This is a genomic window from Phormidesmis sp. 146-12, from assembly GCF_052939495.1.
The window spans coordinates 20,894-38,768 of the sequence record NZ_JBJPHS010000021.1 but is presented as its reverse complement, the minus strand read 5'-3'; the positions used below and the strand labels follow the sequence as shown (position 1 = coordinate 38,768).

Sequence of the window (17,875 nt, the reverse complement as noted above, 5' to 3'; positions counted from 1 at the left end):
TCATTAGGAGTGTGAAATGGCAACAGAAGCGATCGGCTGGTGGGGTGTTCCGTTGGGCATTGTGGCGGGGATTTTGCGCGGCAGTGCGCCCTTCTTATTTGTCAGTTTGGGCGAATGTCTGACCGAAAAAAGCGGCAAAATCAACCTGGGACTCGAAGGGACGCTGCTGATGGGGGCGATGAGCGCTTACGGCGTGTCTTATCTAAGTGAAAAAACAGTGGGGGCAGCGATCGCTCCCTGGCTGGGGGTCTTAGTTGCAGGTTTTGCAGGGATGCTATTGGGATTCATTCACGCCTGGTTGTCTCAACAGCCCAAAGTCAATGATGTCGCTGTGGGCATTGCCATGATCATCTTTGGCAGTGGAGTAGCATTCTTTTTGGGCAAGCCTTTTATTCAGCCGCCTGCTCCTCAGCTTCCGTCTTTTTCGCTGGGCTGGTGGAGTAGTATTTCTCAGGTCGAGGCCGCGTTAAGAATCAATCCGCTGTTTGTGATCGGGATTCTGATTGCCCCTTTCATGGCCTGGTTCTTTAAATCGACGCGCTGGGGGTTGTTTATTCGAGCCGTCGGAGACAGCCCCGATGCCGCTTTAGCGATGGGCATTTCGGTCAAAAAAGTGCGGATGCTGTGCATTATTGCGGGCAGCTTTTTGGCAGGAATTGGGGGCGCTTATCTGTCGCTCTATTATCCGGGTAGCTGGTCAGAGCGGATTTCGAGCGGTCAAGGCTTGATGGCCGTTGCGCTGGTGATTTTTGCTCGATGGAACCCAATTCAGTGTCTGTGGGCATCAATGCTGTTTGGGGGAGCGCAGTCTCTCGGCCCGGCCCTGCAAGCGGTTGGGATTGAGGGGGGCTATTATTTGTTCAACGCTTCGCCTTACATCTTGACGCTGCTAATCATGATTGTGACTTGCTCTCCCAAGAAGACGCTCACGGGCGCACCGGGGGCCCTGGGCACGATTACTTAGAAATGTGGATTAGCGACGATCGACCGTTGCCGGAGTCATTCCCCTTCGTCTCAACTCTCTGCGATTGAGTTTGGAATCATCTTGAGGAGTCTAGACATCACATTCTTTGCAGCGTGGGAACTCTAGAACGGTCAAAGATGAGGGATGTTTACTATGACGAAAACCAATCGAATCAGTGCAGCATTGACGCAAGCAGACCGAGAGGTGGTGATGTCGGCAATTTTGACCATCAAATCGAAGCTGCCGTTTTTGGTTGATTTGACGGCGGCGGAGCGAAAAGCCCTGCCGAAGATGGGAGATAAGAGCCGAGCGTTTGTGAGCAAGGCGCTAGAGGTGGCGACGCAGAACCCGGACTTTTTGCCCCGTGCGTTTGATCTCGATGAGATGCGGCGGGATGTGGAATTGTTTGAGTCTGTGTACCCGATCGTGGTGGCGTTGTCTCAGCTACAAGAGTTGGTGGATGATACGGCGATGGCGGCGGGGAGTGAGGCCTATGAGGCTGCGTTGCAGGTCTACAATTACGCGAAGGCGAGCGGAAAGGTGGGCGGTTTGAATGCGGTGGTGGGTGAGATGGGGCAACGGTTTGCCCGGAAACCTCGCAAGGCGAAGGCCGATGCGGCAACGTCTGGTAAAGATGCTCAGTAATTAAGGCTCTAAGGGTGACAATTGAGGCTCAGAGGTTGGAGATTAGAGCAAAAAGCTCGACGTTCCGAGTTCTGAGCTTTATTTTTTGAGTTCTGAGGTCAAATGGTGGAGTTCTAAGCTCGACGTTCCGAGTTCTGAGCTTTATTTTTTGAGTTCTAAGCTCGAAGAGTGGAGTTCTAAGCTCGAAAGGTGGAGTTCTAAGCTCGAAGGGTGGAGTTCTGAACACGAGGGATGAAGGACTGAGAGGGAAATCTGTAGTTCTGAGTAAGAGTTACGATGATTTGGAGACGATTGATTTTACTTTAAGCTTCTCATTGTTGCCCGGTTGCCTTTCGGTATACGAAACCATGTCTAGACTCCTGATCACGCAGTATCACGCAGAAGTTCAGAAAATCATTCAGTATGGTGGCTCTCGCAATGAGGGCGCGATTAGCGGGGCGTTTTTCAATCTGCTGAATGAGTATTGCAAGACGCGAGACTTTGTTTTGATCGGTCAGTTGGAGTATCCAGCAAAGAACGGCAAGATGGTGCGTCCGGATGGCACGGTCAAGGATGCACTGCGGTTGGATTGGGGGTTTTGGGAGAGCAAGGATGAGGATGACAACCTGGATGAAGAAATTCGCAAGAAGTTTGCTAAAGGCTACCCCAATGACAATATTTTGTTTGAAGATTCTCAGATGGCGGTGCTGATTCAGGCGGGTCAAGAAGTGTCGCGGGTGTTGATGAAGGATGCCGACTCGCTCGATCGTCTCCTCAATGCCTTTATCAACTATGTTCGTCCAGAGGTGAAGAGTTTCCGGGAGGCGATCGAGAGCTTTAAGGGTGATCTGCCGACCATTGTTGAGACGCTGCGATCGCTCCTTCAGCAGCAGGATCAGACAAACGCTCAATATCAGCAAAGCCGCGATCAGTTTTGGCAGATTTGCCAAGATTCGATCAATCCTGCAATCACGTTGTTGGATGTGCAGGAGATGATTATTCAACACATTTTGACAGAAGACATCTTTCTCACGGTGTTTAGTGAGTCGCAGTTCCATCGCGATAATAATGTTGCACGAGAATTGAATAAGATTATTGATACATTTTTCACCAAAGCGACGCGGAAGAACACGCTGAGTTCTATCGATCGCTATTACACGGTGATTAAACAAAAGGCTGCAAGTATTGCCAACCATCATGAGAAACAGAAGTTTTTGAAGGTGGTGTATGAGAACTTTTATAAAGCGTATAACCCGAAGGCTGCCGATCGTTTAGGGATTGTGTATACGCCGAATGAGATTGTGCGGTTTATGATCGAGAGTGTTGATTATTTGCTGCACAAGCATTTTAATAAGCTGCTGGCTGATCCGGGAGTGAAGGTGCTTGACCCAGCGACGGGAACGGGTACTTACATCACAGAGTTGATCGAATATTTGCCGCACGACAAACTCAAGCATAAATATCAGCATGAAATCTTTTGCAACGAGGTGGGCATTTTGCCTTACTACATTGCCAACTTAAATATTGAGTTTACTTATCAGCAAAAGATGGGTGAATATGAGGAGTTTCAAAATATTTGCTTTGTCGATACGTTAGATCACACCAGTTTTGAGGGTAAGCAGGGTGATTTGTTTGCGATGAGCATCGAGAACACGGAGCGAATTAAACGTCAGAACGATCAAGAGATTTTTGTGGTGATAGGTAATCCTCCTTACAACGCTAATCAAGCAAATGAGAACGATAATAATAAGAACCGTGCTTATCAGGAAATAGATAAGCGAATTAAAGCAACATATATTAAGCACAGCAAAGCTCAGAAGACAAAGCTTTATGATATGTACTCTCGCTTTTTTCGATGGGCAAGTGATCGCTTAGGAAAGAATGGCATACTCGCCTTCGTAACAAATTCGTCATTTGTTGATACTAAAAACTTTGATGGTTTTAGAAAAGTAGTATCTGAGGAATTTAGCGACATCTATATTGTTGACTTAGGTGGAAATGTTAGAGCAAACCCTAAGCTCTCAGGTACTAAAAACAATGTTTTTGGTATTCAGACAGGTGTAGCCATTAGCTTCATGATTAGGAAAAATACTGAAAGCCTTCGTGTTCCCTGTAGAATCCATCACTCTCGTAAACCTGAATCTGAAACTTCGCAAGAGAAACTCGAATTTTTAGTTAGAAATAAATTTCGAGATATTTCCTTTAGTAATATTCAACCGGATGGCAACAACAATTGGATTAACGTTACTTACAATGATTTTGACGATTTATTATCATTTGCTAGTAATTCAGTTAAAAAAGATACTAAAAATGAAGATACTTCGCTCTTCAAAATCTTCACATTAGGCAATGGTACAAATAGAGACGAATGGGTTTATGACTTCGATACTAAAAACTTAGAGAAGAAAATTATTTCTTTCTACCAAGTCTATGAAGATGAAAAAAAGAGATGGAAAGCTTCTGATAAATCCGTTCAAATTAATGATTTTGTCAGCAGAGAAATCAAATGGACTTCTGAATTAGAGTCTCACTTAATAAAAGGAACAGCGCTTAAGTTTAATCATCAATTGATTAGAGACGCTGTTTACCGACCATTTGTTAAGAAAAAGCTCTACTACGACAAAGTTATTATTCATAGACAATATCAAACGGCTCAAGTCTTCCCAACTTCGGATATAAGAAACCAATCAATTTGGTTAAAAATTGGTACTGAGGTGCCAATGTTTTGTGTTGCAATCGATTCTGTGCCAGATTTGCTTACGCATGGTGGTGCTCAATGTTTCCCTCTCTACCGCTATGAAAAAGATGGAACTCGTATTGAAAACATCACCGACTGGGGCTTAACTCAATTTCAAACCCACTACAACGATCCCAAAATTACTAAACAAAACATCTTCCACTACACCTATGCTGTCCTTCACCATCCCGCCTACCGCGCCAAATACGAATTCAACCTCAAACGCGAATTTCCCCGTCTGCCCTTCTACGACAACTTTGCTCAATGGGTCACTTGGGGAGAGCAATTGATGGAACTACACATCGGCTATGAGACCGTTGAAGCATTTGGATTGGTTCGGAAAGACGAGAAAAATGGAGAAGCAAAGACACCCAAAGCTAGACTCAAAGCGGATAAAGCAAACGGTGTGATTATTCTCGACGACATCACCCGCTTAGACGGCATACCCGCGATCGCTTGGGACTATAAACTCGGCAACCGTTCCGCTTTGGAATGGATTCTTGATCAATACAAAGAGAAAAAGCCAAAAGACCCCACGATCGCTGCGAAATTCAACACCTATCGATTCGCAGACTACAAAGAACAAGTGATTGACTTACTACAACGAGTCTGCACCGTCAGCGTCGAAACTATAACCATCATTCAACAGATGCCAGAAGTGTGAAAACCTTCTAAAACAGGAGTAGCGAGAGCGATCGAGACGAATGAAGAAAGCGCGATCGCGTGGATGAACCAACAGCTTGAAGTCTTGAACATCGAATTCAATGCCTAAAACACAAGGAGGAACAATGTCTGAAATCAGTCTTAATCAAACTGAACTCAAAGAGATCTTGAAAGCAGCGATCGTTGAAGTCCTTCAAGAGAATAGAGAGGAATTTTCTGAACTGCTCGCGGAGGCACTAGAAGATATTGGGTTACAAGGAGCGATCGCAGAAGGTGAAACGACAGAGTTAGTGAGCAGAGAAACCATTTTCAAAATTTTAGGATCGTAATTGTGGATGTAGCCTTTAGAAAAAGCTTCGAGAAAGATTTAGGCAAGCTTCGAGATCAAGCACTGCTCGAAGGAATCAGGGCAGAAATCGAAGCAGTTGAAAATGCTGAAACCTTGCAAGACGTGAATAATCTTAAGAAGATCAAGGGCGAAGACAATTACTATCGCATTAGGGTCAGAGACTACAGAATTGGACTGACTGTTGACGGAAATATTGTTACCTTTGTAAGAGTTTTGCACCGCAAAGAGGTTTACCGATACTTTCCTTAGCGTCCCTCCCAGAGATTGGTCAAACAAGTGCCCTCGCTGCACAAACGGCTAGCAAACGCGAATATTGGCATCAAACAAACAACTAACAGCAACTCAAAGTCATAGACGGCCAAATTGACCAAATTGCCGACCTATTGAACCGACCTATTGACTAGAGAAGCTATCTTAAAAATCTTAGACTCGTAGCAAGCGGCCTTTAGAATTCGTATCGCCAGAAACAAATCTCTTTGGTTGAAAGTACCATAGTTGAGATATCTTCAACTTTGTATTGTTAAGCACGTCTAAAACGAACTTCCACTCCTGCTCTACACTCATTTCTATCTCATGTCTATGAACACCATCGTCGAAGCCACCGAAGCCAAAGAACTCAATTTGCCGCCTCAGTTAGAAGTGGTCAACATGACCAAACGGTTTGGCACGATGACCGCGCTGGATAACGTTTCGATGACACTGCGATCGGGCACCTTTCACGCCCTCTTAGGAGAAAACGGAGCCGGAAAAAGTACCCTCGTCAAATGTGTGATGGGCTTTTATACGCCAACATCCGGTGAGGTGAGAATTGATGGAGAAATGAGAACGATCACCAGCCCCCGCGATGCTCAAAAATACGGGATCGGCATGGTGTATCAGCATTTCACTTCCGTTCCGGCGATGACGGTTGCCGAAAATCTGGTTCTCTCTCGCTACGAAAGTCCCAACCTGATCAACTGGAAGGCGGAATACGAAGAACTTAACGCTTTCATGTCCCAAGCTCCCTTCAAGGTGCCGTTGGATGCGCTGGTCGCTCAACTCGCTGCCGGACAAAAGCAAAAATTAGAAATTCTCAAACAGCTTTATCTCAAGAGTCGAATTCTGATCCTCGATGAGCCGACCTCGGTTTTGACCCCGGCAGAAGCGGATGAAGTGTTGGGTCTGATTCGTCAAGAAGTCACAGCGGGACATTTGAGCGTCTTGCTGATCAGCCACAAATTTCGAGAAGTGACCGCCTTTGTTGACGAGATTACTGTTTTGAGAAAGGGCAAACTGGCGGGTCAGGGCAGCGTCAAAGATCTGACGATCGCCGATATGTCAGAAATGATGATGGGCGAAAAGCGATCGCCTCAAAAAGTCGAGAAAACCGTCCATCCTGATGTGGCTCCTGTGTTAGAAATTCAGGAGATTCGCGCCAACAAAGACAACGGGATCGAAGGCGTGTGTGGCGTTAATCTCACCGTCAACAGTGGCGAAATTGTGGGAATTGCGGGCATCTCTGGCAACGGTCAGCGAGAACTGGTCGAAGTGCTGGCGGGGCAGCGTCCGGCAACGGGGGGGCAAATCCTCGTCAACGGTCAAGTCTATCGCGCCACTCGCAAAGAAATGTATCAGCATCGTGTCTTTGTCCTGCCCGAAGAACCCTTAAAGAATGCCTGCGTTGCCCACATGAGCGTCGCTGAAAATCTGGCCTTTCGGACGTTCGATCGCCACCCTCAAGCCAAAGGTTGGATGCTGATTTTCCAGGCAATTCGAGAAACGGCGCAGGGCTTGATTCGTACCTTTAACATCAAAACGCCCTCGCCTGAAACGCCCGTCGGCAACCTGTCTGGGGGCAATGTCCAGCGCACCGTTTTAGCCCGCGAATTGTCTGAAGACCACATCAAACTGCTGATCGCCGCTAATCCGTGTTTTGGTCTTGACTTCTCGGCAGTTGATTACATTCACGGTGAGATTTTGGAAGCCCGAAACCGAGGGGTCGCCGTGCTTTTGGTCAGCGAAGATTTAGATGAGCTGCTAAAGCTGTCCGATCGCATCGTCGTGATTAGTGAGGGCAAATTTGCGTATGAAAGCCAGACGGATACGGCTGATTTTGCCTCGATCGGTCGCAGTATGGCAGGTCACTAAAGTTGCCTAAACGTTGGGTGCTGTGAGTTTTAATCTGAATGCTCAATAATGGGCAAACTGAAGCCTGTGTTTATCATTTACTCTTATGCCCTACATTGCTGCTCAACCTTACGACTACTTATTGCCCACAGACGGCAACTTGGCGCTGATTCTCATTGACATGCAGCGTGACTTTATGGAGTTAGGCGGATTTGGAGACATTCTGGGAAACGACGTGAGCCGACTTCAAGCGATCGTCCCCACGCTCAAACGCCTGCTTGAGGGCTGTCGGGCCTTGAGAATCCCTATTTTTCACACGCTTGAGGGGCACCAGGCAGATCTGTCTGATTGTCCTGAGTCAAAACTCAAACGGGGCAAAGGAAACTTGACGATCGGCGATGTTGGCCCGATGGGGCGCATTCTCGTCTTGGGCGAACCCGGCAACGCCATCATTCCTGAGTTGGCTCCGCTTCCGGGTGAAATCTTGATCCCCAAACCGGGCAAAGGCGCTTTCTACAACACTCCGCTAGAATCCCAGTTGCAAGCGCAAAACATTACACATCTTTTGATCACCGGAGTAACGACTGAAGTCTGTGTACAATCGACCCTGCGTGAGGCGAACGATCGTGGCTACGAGTGCCTTCTAGTCGAAGATGCAACCGAAAGCTATTTTCCAGAATTCAAACAATCGACGCTTGAAATGGTTCGCGCTCAAGGTGGCATTGTCGGTTGGACGGCACCCACAGATTCGGTTTTGCAAGGATTGAAAGAGTGGAAGGATGAGGGATGAAGGATGAGGGATGAAAAAAGAATTGAGTCTGTCTCCATCCCTTCTTGAATCAGCCTGAAGTCACTGCGTAGCGAACTAGCTGCATGAGTCGCTGTCTCAGGGTTTCTAACCCTAGGCGATCGCTGGCCGAAATAAAGGTGGCTTGCGGAAACTCCTCTTGAGCGAGAGAAAGGGTGTCGCCGTCCACTTGATCGATTTTGTTGAACGCTACCAGGACGGGGCCGGGTGAAATCGGCATTTCTGACAAGATTTTCATCACCGATCGGATCTGACTCTGCCACGCAGGATGAGACAAATCGACCACATGCAATAGCGCATCAGCTTCCGTCACTTCCTCCAGCGTCGCTCGAAAGGCATCCACCAGCGAAGGCGGCAACTCGTGAATAAAGCCCACGGTATCCGTCAGCAGCATCGCCATCGACTCATGGGTGATCGAATTTGTCACCGTCAAACGGCGCGTCGTCGGGTCGAGCGTCGCAAACAACTGGTCAGCCGTATAAACTTCGGCATTGGTCAGAGCGTTGAGAAGCGTCGATTTTCCAGCATTGGTGTAGCCAACGACGGCGATCGAGGGCACTTCTTGATGCTGTCTGCGCTGGCGCATCCTCGATCGATGAGCTTGCAGTTGAGTTACTTCTTGCTGAAGTCGGGCAATCCGTCGCTGAATGGCTCGTCGTTCGGTTTCTAACTTGGTTTCCCCTGGCCCACGGGTGCCGATCCCGCCGCCTAGTCGTGACATGGCTTGTCCGCGTCCTGTCAAGCGAGGCAGCATATATTCAAGCTGGGCTAACTCGACTTGAAGTTTCCCGGCACCCGATCGGGCCCGTTGTGCAAAGATATCCAGAATGACTTCTGTACGATCGACGACGCGAACGCCAATCTGATTTTCTAAATTGCGAACTTGAGCCGGAGAAAGGTCACGGTTGAACACGACGAGATTGGCTCCGATCGTCTGAGCAGCCAGCGCAATTTCCTGAATTTTGCCCTCCCCGATCACGGTTTGCGGATGGGGACGAGGACGCTTTTGCTTGATAGTTTGCAGCACCTCACCGCCTGCGGTTTCGACCAGTCGCCCCAACTCAGCCAGCCCGTCTCGAAAGCTCAAGGTTGACATATTCTCAGTCTGCAAACCGACAACCAGAACTTGATCATGATCACGATCGACCTGCTGGGCCGTGTATTCACGCCGAAATTCTGACTCCAGCCCTTCGACCAGAGCCAGCAAATCTTGATCAGCGATCGCGTCCAAACTCATTGGTTGCGAAACTGTCCAGTTGACTTCGGGATGCGGCACGAGATGCGCCAGGTAGGCTGCCTTCACGTATCCAGTTGCCCCACCGCCTCGCCGCTCAAACCCGCCGCCCGTCATCGTGATCGCCACCAGCGCATCCAATCGCTGCATCGCCATCGCTGTCAGAGCCGATTCTCCGGGGGGATCATATTTCAATTGAGTGGCGACACAGCGAATTCCACTCAGCCGCTCGGCTCCATAGCGCGGTAGTTCGATCGGCGGGATTTGAGTCTGACGTGGCGTTCCAACTCCCACTCTGATCACCTGCCCGCGTCGATTGACGTAAGCACAGACAGGCTGACTAATTTCGGTACTGATGGCAGCCAACCGTTGGGCAAATTCGGAGGTGGTGATGCGATCGCCTGGCAAGCGCTGATGATACAAACGCTGCAACTGCTTAAGCTGGCTCGATTTGAGTCCCTGAAGATTTCCGTAGACAGTCTCGATAAATTCTACTCGCCAAACGCAACTGTTTTCATTTTAGATCTGTTGAGCGAGAGTGTTGAAGGCAGCGTGATGAATCGTTGCTTGCGAAATCATCCGAAGCAGGGCTAACGTTCAGTATCTTACGTTTAGGATCTTGAGAATTCTTAAGCATCCAAAAAATCCCCGTTGACCGAAATGGTTTCTGAAATTGCTCCTGAAATTTTCTCTGGCATCTCCTCGACTTCTGACAGGGTTTCGATCGTCAAGCGAAGTTGGCTTGAGCCTGACAGGAGTTTTAACAATTTGGGTTTGGGGTCGTGCAATAAGTAGATGAGGCGATCACCCGCTGCCCATTCGCTGTCCACGGGTACGATTTGTAGGCAGCGATCGCGCTCCATTAATAAAGGCATCAGAGTTTGGGTTTGAATGAGCGATCGTAAGTACGCTTGTTGTGGCTCAAAGCCGTCTTCTTTCAAAATCGTCTCGCCCAGTTTGACGGCTCCATCCATCAAATACTGATTCCAAGTTTTGAGCAAAATTTGAGCGTCAAACGCCTGTTGTACCTTACTATTCGAGGATTCAGGAAACACAGCCAGCACTCTCGGCGGATTGAATTCTTCGGCGGCACGCTGGGCCACGACTAAATTAACTTCACCATTGTTGGTCATGGCGAGAAACGTCCCCACAGATGACAATCCTGCTTCCTCCAGCACATCGGTATCCAACGCGCTACTAATAAACAGTTTGAGATTGGGGTGCAGTTCTGGCAATTTCGATTCGGGATCGGTATCAATCAGCGCAACAGATTCACCTCGTTCTAAAAACAGTCGAGCAATTAACAAACTTAAAGGACTGCATCCGACAATCACAGCACCTGTCGCATTTTTAGAGTTAATGTTGAGCAGGTTAGCAACCCCTTGAGCGGTCAGGGCTTGAATTACAACGGTTAGAATAATAGTCAGAAACACCAAAGCTTTAATCGAATCGCCTCCGTTAATTCCCCGCTGAGTTAATAGAATTGCGAATAGAGACGCAACAGAAGCAGCAATAATTCCTCGCGGTGCAATCCAACTGAGAAATAACTTTTGTTGCCAACTGAGATCGCTATTCCAGGTACAAATCCAAACGCTGAGGGGCCGGATCACAAACATCAGCGTGAGAACGGTAAATAAGCCACCCCAGCCTAAAGCAAAAATACCTGCGATCGACAGATCCGCCGACAGCAAAATAAACAGTACCGAGACCGCTAAAATGGTTAACTGTCCCTTAAATCGCTTGAGCAACCGTTCTTCTGGCAGGGCAAACGCTCTCAGGACAATTCCTGCAATCACCGTCGCCATCAAACCCGCTTCACTCCGCAACAATTGCGCCACCCCAAACAAGCCCCACAAGCCTGCCAGCACGACCAGATTCTTTAAGTCTTCTGACAAAAAAGTGGCGCGTTTAAGGATGAAGCCCAACAGCCAGCCGCCGATCGCTCCAATGCCACCCCCAATTCCCAACCGAATGCCCAGATCACTCGCGACGGTCAACGCATCAGGATTGCCGTTTAGCAACACATTCAGCACCACAACGGCTAGAATTGCGCCGACGGGATCGATGAGCACGCCTTCCCCTTCTAGAAGAGTTGCCACCTGGCGATCGACCTTCACCTGTCGCAGCAGAGAATTGATCACAACTGGCCCGGTGACGACAATTAGGGAACCGTAGAGAAAGGCGATCGACCAGGGAAACTCACTCAGCCAATGGGCAGCCATTCCGCCCCCGACCAGTGTGATCAGCGTTCCGATCGTCACCAAATTTCGCAAACTGCCGGAGACGCGACCCAATTCTCTCAGTTGCAGATTGAAGCCGCCCTCAAACAAAATCACCGCCACCAGCAAAGCCACCAAGACTTCTAAACCGTCTCCAAAGCGATCGGGGTGTAGTAAGCCCAATCCACTCGGCCCCAAAAAAATGCCAAACATCAGCAAAAAGACAATCCCCGGAATCTTGACGTACTCAGCAATGACTTGAGCGCCAATTCCAGCAATCACCGTAATGACGATTTGCAGAGTGAGGTCTAACGGGGCATCGATCGGCATAAGGCATCCCGGTTAAACTTCGTTGGGGTCAATGCCCAACTGACGTAGACGTTCAGCAAGTCGGTCGGCCCGTTGACGTTCTTGTTCCGCCCGTTCGTCTCCTGTTAGCAGCAAGTTTCCGTCACCATTCCACCAGCGTAGCCACGGAAGTTCCATCCCTTCAATCTGTCCTTGCCAGATGCCCAACTCGATGCCCATTGGAGGGATTGGAAAATGCCCACGATCGTTGACGACAACTGGCTGATAGCGACCTTCGACGAGGTGATAGAGGTCGATCGAGGCTTTGCGAACTTCATAAATGCCATAAAACGGAATCCGAATCGCTTGCTCGTAGACCCAAAATTTGCCTGTGATGGGAGTGGAGTCGCGTTCTTCGCTACCGTCTCCTGATGAAAATTCTAGAGCAATTAGCGGCGCAACATATTCTTGCCACAGCACATAGGAGCGTCGAAACACGCCATTCAGCATCGGGGGAACGTTGGGCACATAAAACCAGTCGGGGGCCTCGGCTCCTTTTTGGGGAGGATCGGTGAGTCCCCAGTAGATGCCGCAATCTTGCCCGATACAGTATTGCCCATCTGGGTGAAGGGTCTGCAAGATGGGACGAATCGAATTGGTCAGCAGGTTGCTTTGAGGATGTTCTTGAAAATTCTTCACAAAAGTTCCGTCTGACTCTGGTAATTGCGTGTGGTCAGGCAGAGCAGTGGCTTGGAGTTCAAATTGGGTTGCAGTCATGGCATGACCTCCGCCAGGGGTTTAGACTATTTTAGGAGAAGGAAGGAAAGATTATTTGAGCAATAGGTAATAAAGCTGTCCCGTGGCGTTGATCAGACCTGCTCGATCGCCTGCGTCTTTCCCGGTTCCTGTATAGATATCGACTCGTCCAGCTCCGAGAATTGCCCCCCCTGTGTCTTGATCGAGTACGAACCGATTGACGGGACGCTGGTTTAGCTGACGATCGGGAATCTGAGTGGCAATCAGCGCCAAAGCTCCGGGAGGCATCAAGGATTTATCGGTAGCGATCGAGCGATCGGCGGTCACAGGAAATCCTAAGCTTCCGGTAGCGGGTGTGCCGTTGGTGTCGCGAAAGAAGACAAACCGACGGTTGCGAGGTAGATATACGTTGAGGTCACTGGGATTTCGCTCAAAGTGTTGCACGACGTTGGGTAGATTTAAGTCTTCGAGGCGCAGTTTGCCGTCTTTGACAAGTTCTCGTCCGATGCCTGTGTACGCTTGGTTGGTGTGTCCCGCAACGCCGATCGTCATCACGCTGCCATCCGTTAACTCCAATCGCGCCGATCCCTGGACTTGAATCAAAAAAGCTTCGAGGCGATCGCGCAGCCACACCAGTTCCAATCCGCGCAAAATCCCCTTTGTCCCCTGAAGTCCGTCTTCGCCTTCCAGTTCTAAGCGAGTGGGATGAGGCGTTTTTAGATTAGAGGGCAAGCGGTATAAAGGATAGCGAAAGTCTGCGGTAGGGACTCGACTCGCCGTGTGAACAGGCTCAAAATAGCCCGTAAACGCAACGGTTCCCTGTCCATCTTTGCCCGCCGATTCATAAAACACAAATTCTTTTTGAACGGCCGCCTGTAACGCTTGGGCAGAACGAGCCGTCAGCAGCAGTTGGCGAAATCTTCTCAGACTGCGAACTACCCGATCGCGTGTCACACCTTTCACCGGATATTTGCGATAAGCTTCTGCTGCCTGAGTCGTTTGTAGATACCGAAGGCTACGATCGACCGCCGTTAACAACGCTTTACGGTCTCCAGATCTTCCCATTCCCCAAAGCTGATCATCAAGTCCCAATCCCTCTGAAGGTTTAGAAGGTCGCAGCGGAACAACAGGCTTTTGAAGAACAGGAACCTTTGGAGTGGGCGAAACCGAGGGAACCGAGACAGCCGGACTGATCAGCGTTACAGAGACACCCAAACAAAACAACGCCAGGAATCGATCGATCCCAGCGATTCGCAAATTTCTCATACTCACCAACCCAATTTAGCCAGGAATGTCAGGACGTTTCCAAAACTCCAAGGTTCCTTCCAGCCTCCATCCCTCATCCCTCCAACTAGTAGCGATCAACGCTCCCAGAGTACAGTGGCTCAACGCGAATTCCCAACACCTTAGCGGGACGCACCACCATATATTCGCCCTGAATATTCTTGATGGGGACGCTGATGAAATCGTTGGAAGCCGCTTTGGGCACAAGTTCGCCGCTATACCACTTCTGAAAATCCTGAATGGTGGCAAACCGCACTTCTTCGCGATGTCCGCCTTCGAGCAATAGATGAACTGCAAACTCGCTCGGTGTTCTAGGCATATCATTTCATCTGAAACATAACGACACTATTATGGGCTGGAAGTGTTCAGAAATCACAAGAGATGAGGGGTCGTCTTCGATGATCTGTTCCCCCTTTGGGGGTAATCCGCTTCGCGAAAGGATGAGGTTTGGTTTTATCTAAGACAGTAGGTTGAATCGCTGGAGTTGGGTTTCGATCGCTTTTGGAAGTAGCTTGCGTAACTGAGTTTTGTCTTTGAACACCAGACGATTTTGGCTTGGCAAGTCAAAGGGAAACTGTCCCGGTACGTCCGATCGCTCCATCTGAGTCAACAAAAGCTGCTCCGATCGCTTACTCTGCAAGGCATATCCCACTTCGACACAAACTTTGGGACTGGGGATTAACAACGGTGGCGTGTCTTGAATCTGGGCGATCGAGGTGCCGTCTGCAACAAATAACAGGCACTGCCGAATCGATCGCATTAGAGAACTGGTCAAACGGACGGGGCCATCAGTCAAACGGTGCGATTCTTGAAGAGTGAGGGGGAGGCGCGATCGAGGATTAATGCTATCGATAATTCGATTTAATTCTTCGCGGAGCAGTTCGCTTGATTCGGAAAACTCGGTCTGGTAACACAAAAAGATGGTCGGCTCTAGATGGGCCATGACTTCCTGCTTTGAAAAGTAAATTTCGTGGCTACGAAGGTCAATATTGGAAATCGCATACCCGCCGCTGCCTTCGATGTAAAACTCGACCGTTTCCCCTTCTAGATAGCGCTGAAACCACAGGGAGTTTTTTACTTCTTCGCTGTCCTCTAAAAAATCAGCCCGCAGCCCTGACTTTAGCAGACTATTTTTGCTCAATCTCAGGTCATGAGGACGTTTTTCTAGTTCTCGGATTGGCTCATATTCCTGGAGATACCAGGCTTTTAGGGCAATAATCGACATAGTGATTCAAAAAGAAGGTTTTGATGAGCGAGAATAATCGACCTTTGCCAAGCCTGGAAACGTTGATGAGAGATATCGTAAGCACAAATTGACCTCATAGACCCCGGCGCGTCCATGAGGTCACTCGTCTTAACCGTCCACAGGACAACACTGTTAAGTTTTCCAAACTGAATTTGACTTCAGTCTGGATTTCAACAATATTACTCGCTGAGTTGGATCAGGGATGCTCTTTTTCGCCACACAAATAGGAAAGTAGAGAGCCGAGAACTTCTTAGAAAAGCCTCAATGCTGTCTGTTAGTAGACGATTATAGTAGGGTTTTTAGTACAAAACAACTATTTTTCAGAGATTTGTGGCGAGTGAAGTAAATTTAGCGATCGCCCAAAAACCAAAAAAGACAGTGAAGGGTTTGCCCTCTGCCTGTCCCAAAAATTTTGCCAGTTTTTATAGATTAGAACGTCAATAATTTAAAACCACAACAGCACCTAAATCATACTTCCTGAGTGATTTTCTCTGTTAGGCTAATTGTAAATAGAGTAGAACTAATCGAAACACCCAGTCAATCAATTAGTTGCCTTGCTCTCAATTAAACAAGATGAGAAAGTATCGGGTTTCTGTTAAGGTGCTGTTGTAGACTAAGCGAGACAGATGTTAAGTGAAACAGCGTTTTTTACCTCTTACTAATTGAACCGTAGCTGTTTATCTGCCAGGTGAAGCTTTGTGGCTTCAATTAACAAGATACCTTGTTTCTCCAATGGATCAAGGGGATGAAATCAAAGTTTACGGTTGGTCGATCGCGCTTCTCTTAACCAATAAATTCTAAAACATGAAACCTTCACAGCAAGTACTTTTACAACAGTTTTTCTACAAATTATTTGAATAGCTACCATTTAAGAAAGTTAAAAGAAGCAGATAGAGGATAGCTCAATGTATCAAGAGATAAAGTAATTAAAACTAAGCTAAAGTTTTGGACTAATCTGACCCATCGAAGGGTGTAATCTTACGCGAATTCGATGGAGTTTTTCGCTTCGTTCGTCAAATCTTCTGCCCCCAAGCTGCCAGTTTTAGGGAACTTTCAGACCAGATTTTCCGCTCAAAATTTTTCACTTGTAGGGATTGAGGAGCGTTTCCAACGTTGCAAGCAATGGGAAAAGTTGATCAAACTATATTGACTTCAGTTAAAAAATTGGCTCTAAGCTTACCGTCTGAGCCGTGTAGCAAAGTTCTGCGATCGCGTTGGTGATAACGTGCGTGCTTTGAGGATAGCGGCTCCCAAAAAGGCATAAGACAAAATCCCTACCAGCGCCAGAACTAGGGGACTGAGTGACCCCGTTGCATTCCATAAAGCATGAAGTGCCGCAGCCGTAAGATATCCGATCGCTAAAATCAGCCAGCTTTGTTTAGGATTTAACACACTCAACCCAATGAAATATCCCAGATAGCCACTATAGGCAATGTGCCCCGAAATCGACCCCAACAGCCGAGGAATCAAAAGCTGTAATCCTAGCTGTCGCGGGTCATCTCCAAGCTGCAAAGTCGTATTTTGAATAATGTCAGGCACATACTGCCCCAGGGTTTCGAGTAGGGTGAAGCCGATCGCCGAGGCCGCCCCCAAGAGAATGCCATCCAACGGCTCCCAGATGCCAATCCGCTCTCTCCAGGGTGAAGGCAGCGATCGACCCAACAGATAAAAGCCAATCAGCGGAAGCACTTTGAGCAGTTCCTCCATCAGACCTGCCCCAAAAAACATGCGGATTAGCAGCACCAGAAGGTTGAGCGGCTCGCCCGGCTCAGGCACTTGCCCTGGTAAAACTTGACGAAAAATAATAATAAACAGCGGCAAAACCGGACTTCTTAGCAGCAAAACCATCGCGATCGCCGCTCCCAAAAACACCCACCACGGCTTCTGCTTACCACAAAGCTGATAGACACTGTAGAACGCCGCCAGCGCCAGATAGCCCGCCAAGAGAAGGTTAAACACGATCGCATTGCCCACCGCCACAAACATCGACACCACAAAGGCAACCGTGATGATCGCAGGTGCTAAATAAGCTTTCTGGGTCAGGTCTCGCCCCGTTGAAAGAATGGGAAATAGCTGAGTAAACGTTACGCTGCTGGGAATCGGCAACAGGTTGGGGATCGCTTGAGGAGAATGACTGACTGGACTTGCAGACCCGGTGCCCGATTGATACGCAAAAATAAACTCAGGGCCATTTTGCCCCAGACCCACGCGATCGCCCGTCTTTAATACCTTGCACCCCCGCAATCGTCGCCCGTTTAAAAAGGTGCCATTAGAGCTATTGAGGTCACAAACCCACCAGGTCGGTAATCCACTGGCAGTCGTTCGGGTCGTGGGGCGAATTTCGACATGACGACGAGAGACCGACCCATAGAGAAGTGGATCAAGGACAATCTGACAGCGAGGATCTCGCCCGATCGCAATGATGTTCTCTGTAGAAAGTGGATAGCTCGGTTGTCTTTGTTCTGCGGAACTACCATAGGGCAGTTGGCGCAGGAAAGCAATTGGGAGGTCTTCACCCGTCATTGTCTCGGATTCCAACAGTTGGCACACGCCAGAGGCATCCGGTAGAAGATGTTAGGCTATGGAGCGGTATAGGC

General features: G+C 48.5%; 14 protein-coding genes. 7 read left to right on the top strand and 7 right to left on the bottom strand.

The annotated features are described in order from the left end of the window. Window positions 1–16: 16 nt before the first annotated feature. The 7 genes from ACKFKF_RS11730 to ACKFKF_RS11700 all read left to right on the top strand — a co-directional run bounded on the left by ACKFKF_RS11730 (window position 17) and on the right by ACKFKF_RS11700 (window position 8,233). Window positions 17–964 carry an ABC transporter permease gene (locus ACKFKF_RS11730; protein ID WP_446867874.1) on the top strand — a complete coding sequence of 316 codons (948 nt, stop codon included), beginning with the start codon at window positions 17–19 and terminating at the stop codon, window positions 962–964. Window positions 965–1,117: 153 nt separating this feature from the next. Continuing rightward, window positions 1,118–1,609 carry a hypothetical protein gene (locus ACKFKF_RS11725; protein WP_446867873.1) on the top strand — a complete coding sequence of 164 codons (492 nt, stop codon included), beginning with the start codon at window positions 1,118–1,120 and terminating at the stop codon, window positions 1,607–1,609. Between the two features lie 347 nt (window positions 1,610–1,956). After that, entirely contained in the window at window positions 1,957–4,989 is a 3,033-nt protein-coding gene (locus tag ACKFKF_RS11720) for a type ISP restriction/modification enzyme (RefSeq protein WP_446867872.1), read from the top strand. A 124-nt stretch (window positions 4,990–5,113) separates the two neighbouring features. After that, complete coding sequence (locus ACKFKF_RS11715; protein ID WP_446867871.1) at window positions 5,114–5,317, top strand: hypothetical protein; 204 nt, start codon at window positions 5,114–5,116, stop codon at window positions 5,315–5,317. 2 nt (window positions 5,318–5,319) lie between these two features. Then, window positions 5,320–5,586, top strand: a complete 267-nt coding sequence (locus tag ACKFKF_RS11710) for a type II toxin-antitoxin system RelE family toxin (RefSeq protein WP_446867870.1) — start codon at window positions 5,320–5,322, stop codon at window positions 5,584–5,586. Window positions 5,587–5,910: 324 nt separating this feature from the next. Next, complete coding sequence (locus tag ACKFKF_RS11705) at window positions 5,911–7,464, top strand: ABC transporter ATP-binding protein (RefSeq protein ID WP_446867869.1); 1,554 nt, start codon at window positions 5,911–5,913, stop codon at window positions 7,462–7,464. A gap of 85 nt (window positions 7,465–7,549) precedes the next feature. Further along, window positions 7,550–8,233 carry a cysteine hydrolase family protein gene (locus tag ACKFKF_RS11700; RefSeq protein WP_446867868.1) on the top strand — a complete coding sequence of 228 codons (684 nt, stop codon included), beginning with the start codon at window positions 7,550–7,552 and terminating at the stop codon, window positions 8,231–8,233. Window positions 8,234–8,282: 49 nt separating this feature from the next. On the opposite strand, the gene hflX is transcribed toward ACKFKF_RS11700, so the two are convergent. From hflX to ACKFKF_RS11665, 7 genes are all read right to left on the bottom strand, one after another. After that, a complete protein-coding gene (gene hflX, locus ACKFKF_RS11695; RefSeq protein WP_446867867.1) occupies window positions 8,283–9,908 on the bottom strand; it encodes a GTPase HflX in 1,626 nt (541 codons plus the stop codon). Window positions 9,909–10,114: 206 nt separating this feature from the next. Continuing rightward, the gene (locus ACKFKF_RS11690) at window positions 10,115–12,034 is read right to left on the bottom strand and encodes a cation:proton antiporter (protein ID WP_446867866.1); all 1,920 of its coding nucleotides are present in this window, start codon (window positions 12,032–12,034) and stop codon (window positions 10,115–10,117) included. A 12-nt stretch (window positions 12,035–12,046) separates the two neighbouring features. Continuing rightward, the gene (locus ACKFKF_RS11685; protein WP_446867865.1) at window positions 12,047–12,769 is read right to left on the bottom strand and encodes a Uma2 family endonuclease; all 723 of its coding nucleotides are present in this window, start codon (window positions 12,767–12,769) and stop codon (window positions 12,047–12,049) included. Window positions 12,770–12,820: 51 nt separating this feature from the next. Next, a complete protein-coding gene (gene mltA, locus ACKFKF_RS11680) occupies window positions 12,821–14,014 on the bottom strand; it encodes a murein transglycosylase A (protein WP_446867864.1) in 1,194 nt (397 codons plus the stop codon). A gap of 85 nt (window positions 14,015–14,099) precedes the next feature. Next, a complete protein-coding gene (locus ACKFKF_RS11675; RefSeq protein WP_446860439.1) occupies window positions 14,100–14,351 on the bottom strand; it encodes a hypothetical protein in 252 nt (83 codons plus the stop codon). Window positions 14,352–14,489: 138 nt separating this feature from the next. Continuing rightward, window positions 14,490–15,257, bottom strand: coding sequence for a hypothetical protein (locus ACKFKF_RS11670; RefSeq protein WP_446860440.1), 768 nt, complete (start codon window positions 15,255–15,257; stop codon window positions 14,490–14,492). Between the two features lie 1,197 nt (window positions 15,258–16,454). Continuing rightward, window positions 16,455–17,801: a PrsW family glutamic-type intramembrane protease gene (locus tag ACKFKF_RS11665; RefSeq protein WP_446860441.1), complete on the bottom strand. Its 1,347-nt coding sequence runs from the start codon at window positions 17,799–17,801 to the stop codon at window positions 16,455–16,457. Window positions 17,802–17,875: the final 74 nt, after the last annotated feature.

Coding starts and splice junctions, on each gene's coding strand:
- ACKFKF_RS11730 (WP_446867874.1), top strand. CDS start 17: ATGGCAACAGAAGCGATCGGCTGGTGGGGTGTTCCGTTGGGCATTGTG.
- ACKFKF_RS11725 (WP_446867873.1), top strand. CDS start 1,118: ATGACGAAAACCAATCGAATCAGTGCAGCATTGACGCAAGCAGACCGA.
- ACKFKF_RS11720 (WP_446867872.1), top strand. CDS start 1,957: ATGTCTAGACTCCTGATCACGCAGTATCACGCAGAAGTTCAGAAAATC.
- ACKFKF_RS11715 (WP_446867871.1), top strand. CDS start 5,114: ATGTCTGAAATCAGTCTTAATCAAACTGAACTCAAAGAGATCTTGAAA.
- ACKFKF_RS11705 (WP_446867869.1), top strand. CDS start 5,911: ATGTCTATGAACACCATCGTCGAAGCCACCGAAGCCAAAGAACTCAAT.
- ACKFKF_RS11700 (WP_446867868.1), top strand. CDS start 7,550: ATGCCCTACATTGCTGCTCAACCTTACGACTACTTATTGCCCACAGAC.
- ACKFKF_RS11690 (WP_446867866.1), bottom strand. CDS start 12,034: ATGCCGATCGATGCCCCGTTAGACCTCACTCTGCAAATCGTCATTACG.
- ACKFKF_RS11685 (WP_446867865.1), bottom strand. CDS start 12,769: ATGACTGCAACCCAATTTGAACTCCAAGCCACTGCTCTGCCTGACCAC.
- mltA (WP_446867864.1), bottom strand. CDS start 14,014: ATGAGAAATTTGCGAATCGCTGGGATCGATCGATTCCTGGCGTTGTTT.
- ACKFKF_RS11675 (WP_446860439.1), bottom strand. CDS start 14,351: ATGCCTAGAACACCGAGCGAGTTTGCAGTTCATCTATTGCTCGAAGGC.
- ACKFKF_RS11670 (WP_446860440.1), bottom strand. CDS start 15,257: ATGTCGATTATTGCCCTAAAAGCCTGGTATCTCCAGGAATATGAGCCA.
- ACKFKF_RS11665 (WP_446860441.1), bottom strand. CDS start 17,801: ATGACGGGTGAAGACCTCCCAATTGCTTTCCTGCGCCAACTGCCCTAT.